The following is a 14,915-nucleotide window of genomic DNA, read 5'->3' as shown; positions in this document are numbered from 1 at the left end:
CACGCTTCACCCTATCCGGAGACGTCGTTCATGATGCGTAGTCTGCTCACGCTCGCTTTGCTGCTCACTCCCGCCATTGTCATGTCGCAATCCACGCCTCCCGCGCCCCCGGCGCCGCTCTCGTTGTTCGCCAAACTGGTCGGCGAGTGGGAAGGCGAAGCCACCGCCGTCATGGGGCCGGGCGCGCGACATCTCCTGCGCCAGACGGAACGAGTTGAGGCGGTCGCCGGTGCGACCGCGTTCGCGGTGCGCGGCCGTGGCTTCGAGAAGATGGCCGACGGTCGTGAGCAGATGACGTTCGATGCGTTTGCGGTGATCTATCTGGACCACGATCACGCCACGCCGCGCATGCGCACCTTCACCATGCAGGGCGGCAATTGGGCGGACCCGGAGTTCACGCTCACGGCTGACGGCTACCAGTGGTCAATGCGCGATCCACGCGCCGGACTGATTCGCTACGAGATGAAGTTCGACCAGGAGGGACGCTGGGTCGAGACCGGCGCGGTGTCTCGCGACGACGGCGCCACTTGGTTTCCGATTTTCGAAATGAAGCTTCGGCGCGTGAAGTAGCCCGCGCCTACCTCCGTTCCCGCCGCTGCTCGCGCTCCTTCTCGAATCGCTCGCGTGCCTTCGCTAGCATGATCTGCTGTAGCGAGTCCGCGCGCGTGCGCTGGATGGGCGTGAGCTGCTCGCGGGCGCGGTCACGGTAGCTGTCCTGAATGTCGGAGAGCGTGCCGATGACGGCACGCACGGTGTCCGGCGCACCTCCACTCGGCGTACCGCTGTCGCCGCGCCCTCCACCTCGTGGCACCTCGCGTCTCGGCATGTCGCCGAATAGTGTCTCGAGGTCCTTGAACAGTGGCGCCTGCATACGCTGCATCTCTTTGCGCAGCGTCTTGAACGATTCCTGCTGGGGCTTGGTGAGCTCCAGCGGCTTCTTTCGGTCCAGCAGGAACTCGAGTGGGTCGGCCTGCTCCAGTCGCTCCCGCGCCATCGCCGCCGGCGACTTCATGCCGCCTCCCATGCCGCGGCCGCCGCGCGCGCCCATGCCACCGCCGCGCCCACCGGCGCCGCCACCCATGCCACCACCCCCCACGCCACCGCCTATCCCCCCCATCTGCGCCGGCAGCGCCATCGGGGCGAACGCCTGAAGTGACAATGCGAGGGCGAGGGACAGTCCGAATCGAGAGCGAAGAGCGGCCATGGTCGGGTTAAGGTGTTGAAGGATATGCATCTAACACCGCGCAAGGCGCGCACCCCATTCCGCATCGTACGTCACACTTCAGACCCGCCGCTGTCTGTCCGATACTGGTATGTAAGGCGCGAGCTGCGCCGTACCCAAGACTCTCATCCGGACTCATGCTGCGATTTTCCGCACTGGTCCGGTGGTCGTGGTTGCTGTTGTTGGTCGTGGCAGTGCCGGCGCTGGCACAGTCCTCTCAAGCGCCGACAACTGGTATTCCACCGATCACCGGCAATGACGTAGCCCGCTCGTCGTCGACCACGGCACCAGCGCCGATCGCGAAGAAGCCGGCGAAACGGTGGGGCGACGCCCTCAAGAACATTCCGCTCTCGCCTCGTTGGCCGCTCACGCTGTCCGTCGGGGGACAGGCCCGCTGGCGTGAAGAATCCTTTCGCGCTTTCAATGTGGGCGCGCTGAACGACGATCACACGCAATCTCGCGTGTCGCTGAACGCCGACCTCGTAATCGGTCGCCGCACCGGTGCGTACGGTCGCGTGCTGCTGGAAGGTCGTGACGCGCAGAGCTATGGACGCAATCTGCCTGGCGGCGCGCGTCCGACCGATGCCGATCGCGCTGACGTCCAGAATCTCTACGTCGACGTGGGCTACACGTCATCGTTCCTGCGCGTCGGCCGGCAGGAGATTGCGTTGAATCGCGAGCGCCTCTTCGGCGTGCCCGATTGGGCCAATACGCGACGCGGCGCGCAGGGCGCACGACTGCAGCTCACGCACGGTCGCTTCGCCTTCGAGGCGGTCGATGCGCGCCCCATGCTGGTGCGGCAGTCGGCACCGAACCGCTCCGACAGCACCGCGCGCTTCCGCACGCTTTCGTTCGGCAGTGCCGCCGGCGCGAAGCCGCTCGCGCGTGGATTGCCCGCCACGTGGCAAGCGTATTGGTATGAACAGACGCTTCGCTCCGGCAGCGCCATAGGCGGCGCCATAGGCGGCGGCACGTCCGCCGCGCTCACCCGCCGTCTCACCACCGGCAGTCGCCTGATGTGGCAGCGGGGGACGGCAAAGTCGGCCGCGCGCAGCACGTCGCTGGAGTTCGAAGGCGCACTACAGCGCGGACACGCCGGCGCGCGCGACCTGTCGGGCTGGTTTTGGGTCACCGAAGCTCAGATGCAATGGAAGCAGCGGCATGGCGCGCCATCGCTTGCGCTGGGCGTAGAAGAAGCCAGCGGCGAGAAGCGCGCCACCGCCACGACGCAGGAAGCGTTCGCCGTGCTGTATCCCGCAGCGCACGCCCACGGCGGCTACGCCGACGTGATCGGCCGTTCGAATGTGCGCGAACTGCATGCCGTCGCGACGTGGGATCCGATTGCGCCGGTGCGCCTTCGCGGCGCGCTCTACCGCTTCGATCGCCTGCGCACCGACGACGGCATCTACACGAAGCAAAATACGATCTTCCGCGCGGCCACTGGTTCGCTCGCGCGTCACGCCGCCGATGAGATCGATCTCACCGGCACGTGGAAGGCGTCGCTGCACTGGCAGGTGATCGCCGGCGGCGCGGTGGTGTTGCCCGGTCGCTTCTTGAAGGACACGCCGGGAAGTGCGCGCACGGAGCGGTGGGGCTTCGTCGGTACGACGTTCACATTCTGAGCGAGTCTCGCTCACTACTTCATAGACAGAACTCATGCGCCGTTGGACTGTACGCACCCGACTTCTTGCCGGCTTCGGCCTGCTGCTCGCCCTCCTCGTGCTGGTGGGAACCATCGCGACCGTGCGTGTGCGCTCGCTGCGCGCCACCGTGGAACTGGCCACCCAGGACGTGGCCCACAAGGCGAAGGCCGCGAACACGCTGATCGACGCGGTGAATCAGACCGCGCGCTTCAAGCTGGCGCTGTTCGCCGCCACGTCTCCCGAACTCGTCGAACAGTCGTCGGCCGGCGTGGCGTCGTCGCGACAGCACATCAACGCGGCATACGCGACACTCGATTCACTCGCTGGCGACTCGCTTCGTGGTGACTCGACGATGACGCGGCAGATCGCCGAGATCAAGTCATTGCGCAAGCTGCACGCCGCCGCATTCGATTCGGCCGCGGCCGTTCGAAAGACCGGCGACGTCGCGGCGGCGGAAGCCCTGCTGTCTACGACCGTCTTGCCGACGCTTGATCACTACGTCGAATCGATCAACGCGCTCATCGACACGCAGGACAAGTCACTCGAGCGCGCGGCCCAGGCCGCCGACGCAAAGGCCGCGAGCGGCATTGTGATCATTATCTCACTCTGTCTGTTGGCGGTCGTGCTGGGTGCGGTCGTGGCCTGGAAGATCTACCGCAGTATCACGGTGCCGTTGGCTCAGCTCACGGGCATCGCGAATCAGTTGGCCGAGGGTGACTGCAATGTGGCCTTCGAGCGCGATGGATCGCGCGATGAAGTGGCCATCCTGGCGCAGGCGATGCAGCGCATGGCGACCGCCGACGCCGAGCTGGCGTCCGTGGCGCAGTGTCTGGCCGAAGGGGATGTCGGCGTATCGATCGCCCTGCGCGGCGAGCGCGATGGCCTCGGCGCCGCGATGACCCAGGTCCAGTCCACGTTGCAGGCGCTCGAAGTCGAAACGTCGAAGCTCACCACCGCGGCGTTGGAAGGACGACTGCAGGAACGGGCGCAGAGTGCGCGATTCAGGGGAGCCTTCCGCGAGCTCACGAGTGGCCTCAACGCGATGCTCGACAACCTGCTGGCCCCCGTGGAAGAGGCGCGGACAACCCTCGAACGGCTCGCCGATCGCGATCTCTCGGCGCGCATGTCCTCGGCGTGGCGCGGCGATCACGCCGCGTTGGCAACCGCGATCAACACGGCGGCCGGCGCCCTCGACCAGACACTGACCGAGGTGGCCGCGTCGGCGGATCAGGTCAATAGCGCGTCGATGCAGATTGCCGATGGCAGTCAGGATCTGGCCCGGAGCTCGTCGGAGCAGGCGGCGTCGCTCGAGGAGGTCGCGTCCAGCTTGCAGGAAGTCGCGTCCGTCACGCGCCGCAATGTGGAGCATGCCGCGGAGGCCTCCGCGCTGACCAGCGAAGCGCAGGCCACGTCTGGACGCGGCGTGGAGGAGATGGGCCGCTTGTCGAATGCGATCGCCCGCATCAAGCAGTCGAGTGACTCTACGGCGCGCATCGTGAAGACCATCGACGAGATCGCGTTCCAGACCAATCTGCTGGCGCTGAACGCAGCCGTCGAAGCCGCGCGCGCGGGCGATGCCGGACGTGGCTTTGCCGTCGTGGCGGAAGAAGTCCGCAGTCTTGCGCTGCGCAGCGCCGAGGCGGCGCGTCAGACGTCGGCGTTGATCGAGCAGTCCGTGGCCACGGCGAACGAGGGCGTCACGTTGAACGACGCCGTGTTGCTGCAGTTGCGCGAGATCGACCGTCAGGTTGCCCGAGTGGGCGCCGTCATGGTGGAAGTCGAGTCGGCGAGCCAGCTCCAGCGGGAGGGGATCACGGCGATCGGCAAGTCGATCGAACTGATGAACGGCGTCACCCAACAGGTGGCGGCCAGCGCCGAAGAATCGGCGAGCGCGGCGGAGGAGCTGGCCAGTCAGGCCACCACCATGACCGCGTTGGTCGGCGAGTTCTCCCTGTCATCTTCACGGGACGTTGGGCGGACGGGCACGTCGCGCAACAGTGGGCGGTCGGCCGCGACGCAATCGCGTCGCCCGTCACGTCGTATGACTGCCGCCTAGACGGTACGTGGCGCTAGCGTTCAGGAGCATCTGACCCGCATCACTCCCGATGCGGGCAGACGGTCTTGACCGTGAGGGAGCCTGATGGCCGGTGGGTGGCGTATTGTAGTGGCGTGCGCGGTAGCGTGCGCGGCGCTTGCCGGCTGCGCGGGGCGGTCAACCGACGTATCGACGGTGCCCGCACCGGTGAGTTCAGCACCAGTGAGTTCAGCACCGGTGAGTTCAGCACCAGTGAGTTCAGCACCGGTGCTGAGTACGACACCGGTCGGTGTGGCAGACATGGCGGTCGTGCCCGTGCGCGTGACCTACGTGCTCAGCGCCCTGACTCCATCACTCGATTCGCTCTTCCCGGTCAGTGACTCGCTGAGTGCCGCTCGCTGCGCGGCCATCGGCTTGGTGTGCCATCAGTACGTGTATCGTCGTGAACCGCTCCGCGTGCGCGCCGAGGGACCGCAGCTCTTCATCGACACGAAGCTGGCCTATCGCGCGCGACTCGGCACCATCGGTGGCGGCGCCCGCGTCGCCAGCTGCGGTTATGCGCCGGAAGCGATGCGGCGCGCCACTACCTCGATGCGCACGTCGCTATACTGGCGACGCGATTGGAAGATCGGTGCACGCGACACGAAGCTGGTGGCCGCACTCGTGGACCCCTGCACGGTGACGGCACTGGGGGTCGACGCCACCAGGACATTGCAGGGCGTCATCGACAAACAGCTGGCGCTGTTCGCGGCCGAGGCGGATACCACCATTCCCACCGTTGGCGACTTCAAGCCATTGGCGGATTCGCTCTGGCAGAGCTTTCTCGAGCCGACCGCACTCGACTCCACGAACACGCTCTGGCTCGTGCTCGACCCACAGACTGTGCAGGTCACCCCGTTCGCCGGCAACGGACCGAGCATCATCACGACGATGGTGCTGTACGCGCGTCCGCGCGTCATCGCCGGCGCGAAACCCGTCGTGCGCCGGAAGCCGCTGCCCGTGCTGGCGCTGGGTTCGGCGCCACTGGAATACTCGGTGCCGGTCAGCGTGGAATTGCCGTTCGCGGAACTCGAACGACGTGCGGCGCTGCTGCTGTCGCAGGAGACATCGAGCGCCAGTGTGCGCGTCGACAGCGTGGAGGTACGAGGGATGCGTGACAGCGTGCGCATCGATCTCACGGTGTCGGGATCGTTACGCGGACGACTGTCGCTCACGTCACGGTTGCGATGGGATGCCGCCGCTCGTGAAATCCGGCTCGACGACCTCGATTGGTCGCTGGAGAGCCGCGGCAAGCTCTCGCGGGTAAAAGCCACACTCGGGGCGCCGCTGGTCGGGCGCGCCGTGCGACGCGCCACCAATGGCGGACGCGTCGCGCTCGGCGCGCAGCTGGATTCGGTGCGGGCGGAGTTGATGCGCAAGCTGAACGGGCCGATGGCGCCCGGCGTAGTGATGGGCAGCAGTGTACGCGATCTGCAGATCATCGAAGTGACCGCGACGGCAACCGCCTTCGTGGTCAAGGCGCGACTCACCGGACAGTCAGGGGTATGGTTTCAATGAGCGTGTTCTCCAAGAGGCATCTGTACGCCGCCGCGATCGCGCTCGGATGCAGCGTGTCGTCCGTACAGGCGCAAAGCGCCACGTCGGACGCTGCGACCACCGAGCGTCTTATGCAGCGGCTCGGCGCGTTGGCGGCCGACAGCATGGAGGGCAGACGCGCCGGCACACCGGGCTCGGTACGTGCTCGCGCGTACCTTGTGCGGGAGCTGACCGCGATGGGCGCGAAACCGATCGGTTCCAGCTTCGTCGTGCCGGTCACGCTCCGCGCGCGGGCCGGCAGCGACACCGCCGGCGCTAACATCGTGGCGCGCATTCCCGGCAAGAATTCCCGCGGCCCGGTGCTGGTGCTCAGCGCGCACTACGATCACCTGGGTGTGCGCAACAGTGTGGTGTTCAATGGTGCCGACGACGACGCGAGTGGCTGCGTGGCGCTGCTGACCATCGCCGAACGGTTGCTGCGAGAGCCGCCGGAGCACGATGTGATTCTGGCGTTCTTCGACGCCGAGGAATCGGGTATGGTGGGCTCGAAGGCCTTCGTGAACGCGCCTCCCGTCGCACTCGCTCGCGTGGCGATGAACATCAATCTCGACATGGTCGCACGACAGGACGGCAAGGCGCTCTGGGTGTCAGGCACCTCGCACACGCCTTCGCTCAAACCCATCGCCGAACAGGCGGCGACCAACGCCGCGGTCACCATCCGATTCGGACACGACACGAAGAACCTCAAGCCGGGCGACGATTGGACCGGCTCGTCCGACCATTCGGCATTCCACACCAAGGGGATCCCGTTCTTGTATCTGGGGGTCGAGGATCACGACGACTATCACCAGTCGGGAGACGACGCCGACAAGGTGGACCCGGTGTTTTATCGCGGGACGGTAGAGTTTGCGTATGCGCTGGTGCGGGCGGCGGACGCGAAGCTGAACAGCGTGACGCGAAGCCGGAAATAGGAAGAAGGGCCGCTTCGGAGTAATCCGTTGCGGCCCTTCTGACTCCTTGCCGGTTCGAAACGATCCCGAACCGGTAAAACCCGTTACCGGGCGTCGATCAGGAGATCGGTTGCCCAGGACGAACCGGCAAAGGAACTATGACTAGACAAATGATCACCTCCTCGAAATAGGGTGGGACTTCGGGCAAACTGCCACCGAGATCCTACGGGTGCTTCCCAGGCCGCTTGGAGACCGGGGAAGCGCGGCTTTTTGCGCGGTCGCTCCTCCGCGCAAGCACCATGCTAGGGCTCAGACCGCTCCGTGGCAAGCGACCAATGCGCCTTCTATCACAGAACGGTACTTTTCGCGCACAGAGTCCCGCTCTGGATTCCCCAAGTTTCCCACCTCGAGCATCGCTATGGTCAGACTGACCTCCTGCAGCCACTCGTCCCGCCGTGCGGCGATGTTGGCTGCCGTTCTACTCGCTCTCCCCAGCGTGGTTGTGGCGCAGCAGCCGCCAGCCTCGCAGGCCGCGACCAAGCTCCCGAAGGGGCCGCGAGCGATGATGCTGGCCGACTGGTATCGCGTCGTGAACGTGAGCAGTCCATCGGTTTCACCCGACGGCAAGCGCGTGGCGATGACCGTCACCAAAGCCGTCGAAGCCGAGAACAAGCGGCACAACGAGATCTGGGTCGTGAATACCGCCGGCGGCGAGCCGCAGCGGTGGACGTCGCCGAGCACCGAAAGCAGCAACCCGCGCTGGTCGCCCGACGGTAAGTACCTGTTCTTCACCTCGCCGCGAGCCGGTGGGCAGGGGAGTACGTGGGCGATTCGACTCGATCAGCCCAGCGGCGAAGCGATTCAGATTGGTACGTATCCGAACGGTTCCATGCCGCTGGACGGCGCCTTTGCGGTGTTCACCGAACCCGCCCGTCGGGACACCGCGACGCGAAACGCCACGAATCCGTTCGCCCGCATGCAGCCGATGGCCAAGCCGACGTTCGATGCGATCACGCGCCCGGCCGAACCGTCGCGGTTTGACGGCCGGCACGTGACGGACATGTCGTACAAGGTGAACGGTGTGGGCTTTGTCCCGGGTCGGGCCGAAGCGCGCAGCTGGCGTCCGGCGCAGCTCTGGCGCCAGACGGTAGGCGACACGGCCAAGCAGCAGCTGACGACTACACTGTACTCGCACCGTTCGCCCGAAGTGTCCCCCGACGGCAAGTGGATTGCCTTCATCGCCGACGCGCGACTGCGTCCGGATTCGGTGATGGACCTCGAGCGTGACTCACTCGCCAAGCTGCCGTACAACAAGGCGCGCGATGAGGCCGATCGCAACGACACCGATCTCTACGTCATGGCGAGCACCGGCGGCACGCCGCGCAAGGTGAGCGAGTGGATGGGCGCCGAGTCGGACATCACGTGGTCGCCCGACAGCAAGCAGCTCGCGTTCGTGGGTCGTCCGTCGCGCATCAAGTCGGCTCGCATCTATGTCGTGGACTTGGCCGGCGGCACGCCGCGCAACCTCCTCGGCGACTGGCAGTTCGAGCCGGGCTCACTCAACTGGCTGACCACCGGCAACCTGCAGTTCGCGGCCGACATCGGTGGACGTTCGGCAATCCTGCGCGCCGATCTCACTGGAAAGTCGGCACCGAAGGAACTGGTCGGTGGTCGTCGTCAGCTGCGCGGTGCGAGCTACGACGCCGCGGGCAAGATGATGGCGTACACGTCGACCTCCATGACAAAACCCACGGAACTCTTCGTGGCCTCGGCCGATGGCGTCGGTGAACGTCAGCTCACGCACTTCAATGACGACGTGAACAAGGATGTCGTGTGGAGCGATGCCGAACGCTTTACCTACAAGAGCGTCGGCAACATGGAGATCGAAGGGTGGCTGATGAAACCGTACGGCTACACGCAGGGCAAGAAGTACCCGATGGTGATCTACATTCACGGCGGCCCGCACTCGGCGTACGGCGAAGGCTGGTTCGACGAGTTCCAGAATCTCGCGGCGCAGGGCATGTTCGTGCTCTTCACGAACCCACGTGGCTCGAGCGGATACGGTGCCGACTTCACGTACAGCACGCGCGGTCGCTGGGGCATGGAAGACTACGAGGATCTCATGAAGTCGGTCGACATCGTCGCGGCGCGTCCTGATGTGGACAGCACGAAGATGGGCGCGACCGGCGGCTCGTACGGTGGCTTCATGACGACGTGGTTGGCCACCAAGACCGATCGCTTCAAGGCGATCGAGACCGATCGCACGATTACCGATTGGACGTACTGGTACGGCAGCAGCGACGCGCAGGGACTCACCGAGTTCGAATTTTACGGCAAGCCGTGGGACAATCAGGCGCTGTACGACACGCTGTCTCCGATCCGCTACGTGCAGAAGGTGAAGACGCCGATGTTGCTCGTGCAGAGTGAAGAAGATCACCGCACCCCGATGGGGAGTGCGGAGATCTGGTTCATGTCACTCAAGAAGCAGGGCGTGCCGGTGGAGATGGTGCGCTATCCGCGCTCCAACCACGACCTGTCACGGACCGGTGAGCCCTGGCTGCTGGTGGACCGCCTGGGGCGGATCCGGCAGTGGTTTGCGTTCTGGCTGCAGGGCGTGAAGGCCGGCACAGCGGCGAACTAGACGGCAAAGCAGTAGAAGAGTCCAGCCCCGCCGGATGCTTTCAGATTCTCCTGACTGCATCCGCGCGACGGGTGGGCAAAAACCCACGACGTCGGATTGACACCGCCGCCCTGGCGATCGTGATGACCGACCAGCGCCGCGCCTTCGCCGCCGCTCGTCCAGTTCTTACAGGTACTGTCGCCGGCGTCGGTGGACACGCGGCCGTCGAGCGTCGACCCCGTCATGACATCGTGCGTGTTCGGCGTGTCACCACGACCGTTCACCACCATGCCCTTCTCGGTGATGCTGTTGTCCTTCGACAACTTGTTGTTGTCGCTGTGCAGATCATCGACGCTGGTGGCCACCACCACGCCCTTGGCGTTCTTCCACGGGCCCTTGCCGATGCGGTCGCGCGCATTCACGGCCGACTTGCCGTCGAGCGCCTGCTGACTCAGGTAGGCATGCCACGTCTTGCCGCGTACACCGGCCGCTTCGGCGAGCGTCGTGCAGTGTTTGTCGGCGCCTTCAAGTCCGCCGAGTGCCGCGCCATTGCCGGAGCCCACGCTGGTGATGAAGAACGACATGTCCTGTTGCGGGGTGGGACGCGTTGGGGTGGTTGTCGCGAGGAATGCGGTGGCGAGGGTGAGCGGCAGGCGGTAAGCGAGCATCGGGAGGCTCCGTGTTGAGGAAATGCTGATTCGAATCCTAGATATGACAGTGGTACTTGGCTTCAACAGACTTGGGGATTGGAGCGGAAACAACGGCTCCTGACTGACACGGATACGAACGGGTACGAACTGATAGCAACAGATCAAACAAATGTATTTTGGATCAGTCTCGCGACAGCGCCGTCGAATACGCGGGGCTGATCTATGCTGTCTGTTGCTATCGGTTCGTATCCGCGTCAGTCAGGAACTGTTTGTTTCGGTTGCTATCGCAGTGACGGCCGCAGCACGACGGTCTCGGCCGTCCTCGCCCGCACCGCTCGCGGCGAGTACGGTAGCGGCGAGTATTCTCCTCGTACCCACGGTCCGAAGAGATTGCTGTAGTACGGACTACGCGGGTCGCCGCTTTGCCCGGGCGTGTTCGTCACCATGGCACCGTCCCAGTTCGCGAGATCCATCACCACGCGAAAACTGGCGCCGGCCGTCTGGTTGTCGGTGTTGCCGGTGGCGTTGAGCGTGTTGGCATAGCCGCCTCGGGCAAGTGGTCCGGGTGACAAGCGCGAACGGATCGAGTCGGCGATCACCACGTCGAGCGGGTGCGCGATACGTACGTGATGCATCTTCGCATCGCCGTACCGCCAGTCTGCCATGTCCTTGCCGAAGCGACGCGACAGGTCAGAGACCGCCTCGTTGAACGAACGGAACAGAATGAAATCGCGCGCGACCGTCGGGTTCTCGCCCAAGAGTGAATCCGGGTTGGTCAGCCAGCCGATGGTCTGCGACAACGACACCGTGCGCAGCAGCGGACGCGCCTCCAATGGCAGCACGATGTCGGCGGTGTGTGTGAGCAGTTTGCGCTCCCATGCCGCATAAATGGCCGCGCCGCGCGACTCGGCCGACAGCACACCGTTCCAGCGCAGCATGGTGTCGCGCGCGGCGATCGAGGCGGGGCTCGTGAGCGTGATCTGTTTGATCAGCGGGACCAGCGCCCGGGCCGCGAGCGCCGTCTCGTCGTGCTGCAGCGCCATCATCTGCAACAGCGTGGCCTTACGCGTGGTGTCGAGCACTTCGGTCAAGCGATCACGACGGAACGGCTCGGCCCAGACGCGGGCAAGCGCGTTGCTGTTGGCGTACGACGCCTCCACGTTGAGCGCGTTGGCCGTGCCGACGTAGCCGCGTGCAGGCGACGTCTCATGCGGAAGGTTCGCAATGGGCAGGAAGCCGCTCCATTCGAAGCGTCCATCGCCGGGCACGGGGACGAGGCCGTCCCAGTTCTTGCGAATCGGCGCGATGCCGGCGCTTTGCCAGCCGATGGCACCGCTGGTGTCCGCCCAGATCCAGTTCAGCGCCGGCATCCGCGCAAACGACAGCGCCGTGCGCGCTTCGCTCCACGTCCGCGCCTGATCGAGTCGCAAGCTGGCGAGGTACGGGGCACCACCCGGTTCGAGCCACGCCGCGCGCAGCGCGATCGCCACCCGCTTCGACGCGTCCGACATGAGCACCGGGCCATGACGGGTGTACTGCAGCGTCACGACCACCGGGGCCGCTCCCTTTACGCGAATCGTATCGATGATCTGGCGCATGCGCTCACTGGCGCCGCGATAGCGATACGAGCGCGGGTCTTTGGCATCGAGCTGATACGTGTAGAGGTCTTCCGCATCGATGCCGAAGATGGTGAGTCCCCACGCGCCGTGTTGGTTGTGCCCGATGGCGACGCCGGGAATGGCCGGCTCGCCGCCGCCGATCACATCCCAGCCCGGCGCCTTCAGGTGCACCATGTAGCGCAACGACGGCGCCGCGATCGTGCGGTGCGGATCGTTCGCCACAATCGGCTTGCCGCTGGCCGTACGCGATCCGGCGAGCACCCAGTTGTTGCTCTCCCAGCGATCGAAGGCGGGCGTCGCCGTATCGACCGGCGGTGCCACGCGACGCAACGCCTGCGGCAACTCCGCGGTGCGAAAGTTCGGCACCTGCTTGAAGTCGTTGTAGTCGGCCAGCATGCGTGCGCCGGGCGCCGCGTCGAGCGCGCGCGCCACGAGCGAGTCGAGTCCCAGGCGTACGGGTGAGAGTTCGTAGCGCCGGCGTCGAGCGACGGCTGCCTCGCCGATCTCGCGTACCGCGCGCGCGGTCGTCGGTTCATCGGCCGCGTTCGAGGCCAACGCGTTGTGCCGCGAGATCACCACCGCTTGCGTCCAGTGTTGCGGTGCGATGCCCAGCCACGTGAGCTCTTGCGGCATCAGCGCGGGGTTGGCGCGCACCTCGTCCACATACGCGTTCACGCCATCCACGAATGCGCCGATGATGCTGGCGCCGCGCGGATGGTAGTGCGCGAGCTCCGACGTCATCGACCCGCGATAGCGCAGCAGACGCGACGCACGATCACGCGAGACCCAGCGAGGGCCGAGCACTTCGGCCATGGTGCCGGTCGCCTGTCGACGCCACAGTTCGAGCTGGAACAGTCGATCGCGTGCGGCACTGTAGCCCTGCGCGAAGAACAGATCGTGTTCGCTCGCCGCCTCGATGTGCACGATGCCGGCTGAGTCACGCGCCAGTGTGACCGGCGCCTGCAGTCCCGTGGCGGTGATCTGTTGGGTCGGCGCCTGAGCGCTCGCGCGATCGGGTGCCCCCAACAACAGCGCCAGCAACACGACCGCTTTTACGGCGGCACTCGTCAACGCACTTGCGAACTCGCGCACAATCTCTCCGGCGGGTTTGATCTCATGAATGGCATCGACGCTACGTCCGGCCTGCCAATAGTCCTGCGTCGCGCCATCCACGCTTGAGCGCTTGAGCTGCCGGAGCGAGCGCAGCGCGTAGAAGGTACGGATCCAATGCTTCGTCTTGCGTCCCTTGAACAACCAGCGGGAAATCGGTCCCACTTTCGTGCCGAGTTTCTCCACGTACGGCGTGCGGATCACCGACACCGGCACGCCGGTGAGGCGTTCCGTGAGCACGATGTCGCGGGAGTTGGCCTCCACGATCGCGTACTTGTAGGCGTCGTCGGAGTTGCACTCCGGCGTGGCAATGAAGCGCGTGCCCAACTGGACACCCGCGTACCCCATGTCGAGAAGGGCCTTGAACTGGTCGGGTGCGCCCACGCCGCCGGCGGCGACCACGGGCAATCCGAGCGCGCTGACTTCGTCGAGCAAGGCGCGGGGATCGCGTGAACCGGTGTGGCCGCCCGCTTCACGATTCACCGCCACGAGTCCATCTACCCCACCATCGCGGCCCTTCTCGGCCCACTTCAGCTCGGTGATGTCGTGGTAGACCACACCGCCCACCGCGTGCACGCGATCGCACACCCACTTGGGATTACCCAGTGACGTGAGGAAGAATCGCACGCCTTCTTCGAGCGCGATGTCGACCCACTTGATCATGCGGTTGTGATACGTCTTCGACGACGCTTCGATCAGCGCGTTGAAGCCGATCGGCGCGCCGCCACTGAGACGGGTGATCGTGCGCAGCCCCTCGCGAAAGTCGTAGCCGTGCACGTAGGTGAGCGAGATCGGCTGCACGATGCCGAGCGCGCCGGCGGCACTGACCGCGGCAACCAACTCGGGATTGCTGCACGGATACATGGGGCCGCAAATCAGGGGCACTCGAATGTGCGCGTGTCGCGTAAGCGGCGTGTCGAACGAAAGCGCGCCCGCCGGCGGGGCAGCGACGTCCGTCATTGGGCCGACTCCCGTGACGGATCGGGCGGTGAGAGTCGCCAATGCACGACGCATCGGGCCACCACCTCACCGTCGGCGTTCGCGATGTCCGCTTGCACATCGTGCGTGATCGGCGCGGGCACGTCGCTCGGCGCGTGCGCGGTCGTCGTGCACACCAGCGTGCCACGCGCCTTCTTGAGATACTCGATGGACAAGCCGGTCACGATGCCGCGCACGCCGGGCGGCAACGCCGTCATCAGCGCCACCCCACTGGTCATCTCAGCCAGATTCACCAGTGCCACGGCGTGCACCGACGCCAGATGATTCCGCACCGCCTTGCGGTCGCGCAGCTCCACCCTCGCGTAGCCGGGACGCACGTCGGTGTACACCCCACCCACCGAGCCCGTGTACGGCGCCGTGCGACCCACGGCCCAGCTGAACAGGCGCTTGCCGAAGGGGAGAGCTGAAAAGCGTTCCCAGTTGCGCAGCAGGAGGCGTCCCGGGGATGGATTGGCGCGAGGCATGCAGATTGGAACGGCGGGGAGGGAAGAGGCGTAGCGTTAGGTAGCGTACGTGCCGATCACCGAACCC

At 65.7% G+C, this 14,915-nt stretch carries 11 protein-coding genes; 6 read left to right on the top strand and 5 right to left on the bottom strand.

Annotated features, from left to right (window positions below):
* The first annotated feature begins 30 nt into the window (after nt 1-30).
* The gene (locus HKW67_RS07455; RefSeq protein ID WP_171224780.1) at nt 31-570 is read left to right on the top strand and encodes a DUF1579 family protein; all 540 of its coding nucleotides are present in this window, start codon (nt 31-33) and stop codon (nt 568-570) included.
* Between the two features lie 7 nt (nt 571-577).
* Here HKW67_RS07455 and HKW67_RS07450 read toward each other — a convergent pair whose 3' ends face one another.
* A complete protein-coding gene (locus HKW67_RS07450) occupies nt 578-1,204 on the bottom strand; it encodes a hypothetical protein (RefSeq protein ID WP_171223431.1) in 627 nt (208 codons plus the stop codon).
* 155 nt (nt 1,205-1,359) lie between these two features.
* Here HKW67_RS07450 and HKW67_RS07445 point away from each other — a divergent pair, with 155 nt between their 5' ends.
* Nucleotides 1,360-2,844: an alginate export family protein gene (locus tag HKW67_RS07445; protein ID WP_171224779.1), complete on the top strand. Its 1,485-nt coding sequence runs from the start codon at nt 1,360-1,362 to the stop codon at nt 2,842-2,844.
* A 34-nt stretch (nt 2,845-2,878) separates the two neighbouring features.
* Nucleotides 2,879-4,921, top strand: coding sequence for a methyl-accepting chemotaxis protein (locus HKW67_RS07440; RefSeq protein WP_171224778.1), 2,043 nt, complete (start codon nt 2,879-2,881; stop codon nt 4,919-4,921).
* Nucleotides 4,922-4,941: 20 nt separating this feature from the next.
* Here the strand turns inward: HKW67_RS07440 and HKW67_RS22765 are convergent, their stop codons facing one another.
* Complete coding sequence (locus tag HKW67_RS22765) at nt 4,942-5,202, bottom strand: pentapeptide repeat-containing protein (protein ID WP_171224777.1); 261 nt, start codon at nt 5,200-5,202, stop codon at nt 4,942-4,944.
* Here HKW67_RS22765 and HKW67_RS07430 point away from each other — a divergent pair.
* The 3 genes from HKW67_RS07430 to HKW67_RS07420 all read left to right on the top strand — a co-directional run bounded on the left by HKW67_RS07430 (nt 5,153) and on the right by HKW67_RS07420 (nt 10,027).
* Nucleotides 5,153-6,457: a DUF4403 family protein gene (locus HKW67_RS07430; protein ID WP_230981149.1), complete on the top strand. Its 1,305-nt coding sequence runs from the start codon at nt 5,153-5,155 to the stop codon at nt 6,455-6,457. The two genes, HKW67_RS22765 and HKW67_RS07430, sit on opposite strands and share 50 nt — an antisense overlap.
* On the top strand, nt 6,454-7,407 hold the full coding sequence (locus HKW67_RS07425) for a M20/M25/M40 family metallo-hydrolase (RefSeq protein ID WP_171224775.1): 954 nt from the start codon (nt 6,454-6,456) through the stop codon (nt 7,405-7,407). Before HKW67_RS07430 ends, HKW67_RS07425 begins: the two co-directional genes overlap by 4 nt.
* A gap of 442 nt (nt 7,408-7,849) precedes the next feature.
* Entirely contained in the window at nt 7,850-10,027 is a 2,178-nt protein-coding gene (locus HKW67_RS07420) for a S9 family peptidase (protein ID WP_206044640.1), read from the top strand.
* On the opposite strand, the gene HKW67_RS07415 is transcribed toward HKW67_RS07420, so the two are convergent.
* The 3 genes from HKW67_RS07415 to HKW67_RS07405 form a co-directional block, all read right to left on the bottom strand.
* A complete protein-coding gene (locus HKW67_RS07415) occupies nt 10,024-10,674 on the bottom strand; it encodes a hypothetical protein (protein ID WP_230981148.1) in 651 nt (216 codons plus the stop codon). The genes HKW67_RS07420 and HKW67_RS07415 overlap by 4 nt on opposite strands.
* Before the next feature lie 263 nt (nt 10,675-10,937).
* Nucleotides 10,938-14,345, bottom strand: coding sequence for a penicillin acylase family protein (locus HKW67_RS07410; protein ID WP_171224773.1), 3,408 nt, complete (start codon nt 14,343-14,345; stop codon nt 10,938-10,940).
* A complete protein-coding gene (locus HKW67_RS07405) occupies nt 14,342-14,848 on the bottom strand; it encodes a hotdog fold domain-containing protein (RefSeq protein ID WP_171224772.1) in 507 nt (168 codons plus the stop codon). Before HKW67_RS07405 ends, HKW67_RS07410 begins: the two co-directional genes overlap by 4 nt.
* Nucleotides 14,849-14,915 lie beyond the last annotated feature (67 nt).

The sequence above is a fragment of the Gemmatimonas groenlandica genome (assembly GCF_013004105.1).
GTDB lineage: Bacteria > Gemmatimonadota > Gemmatimonadetes > Gemmatimonadales > Gemmatimonadaceae > Gemmatimonas > Gemmatimonas groenlandica.
The sequence above is the reverse complement of the archived record's forward strand: the minus strand, read 5'-3'. Positions and strand labels throughout refer to the sequence as shown.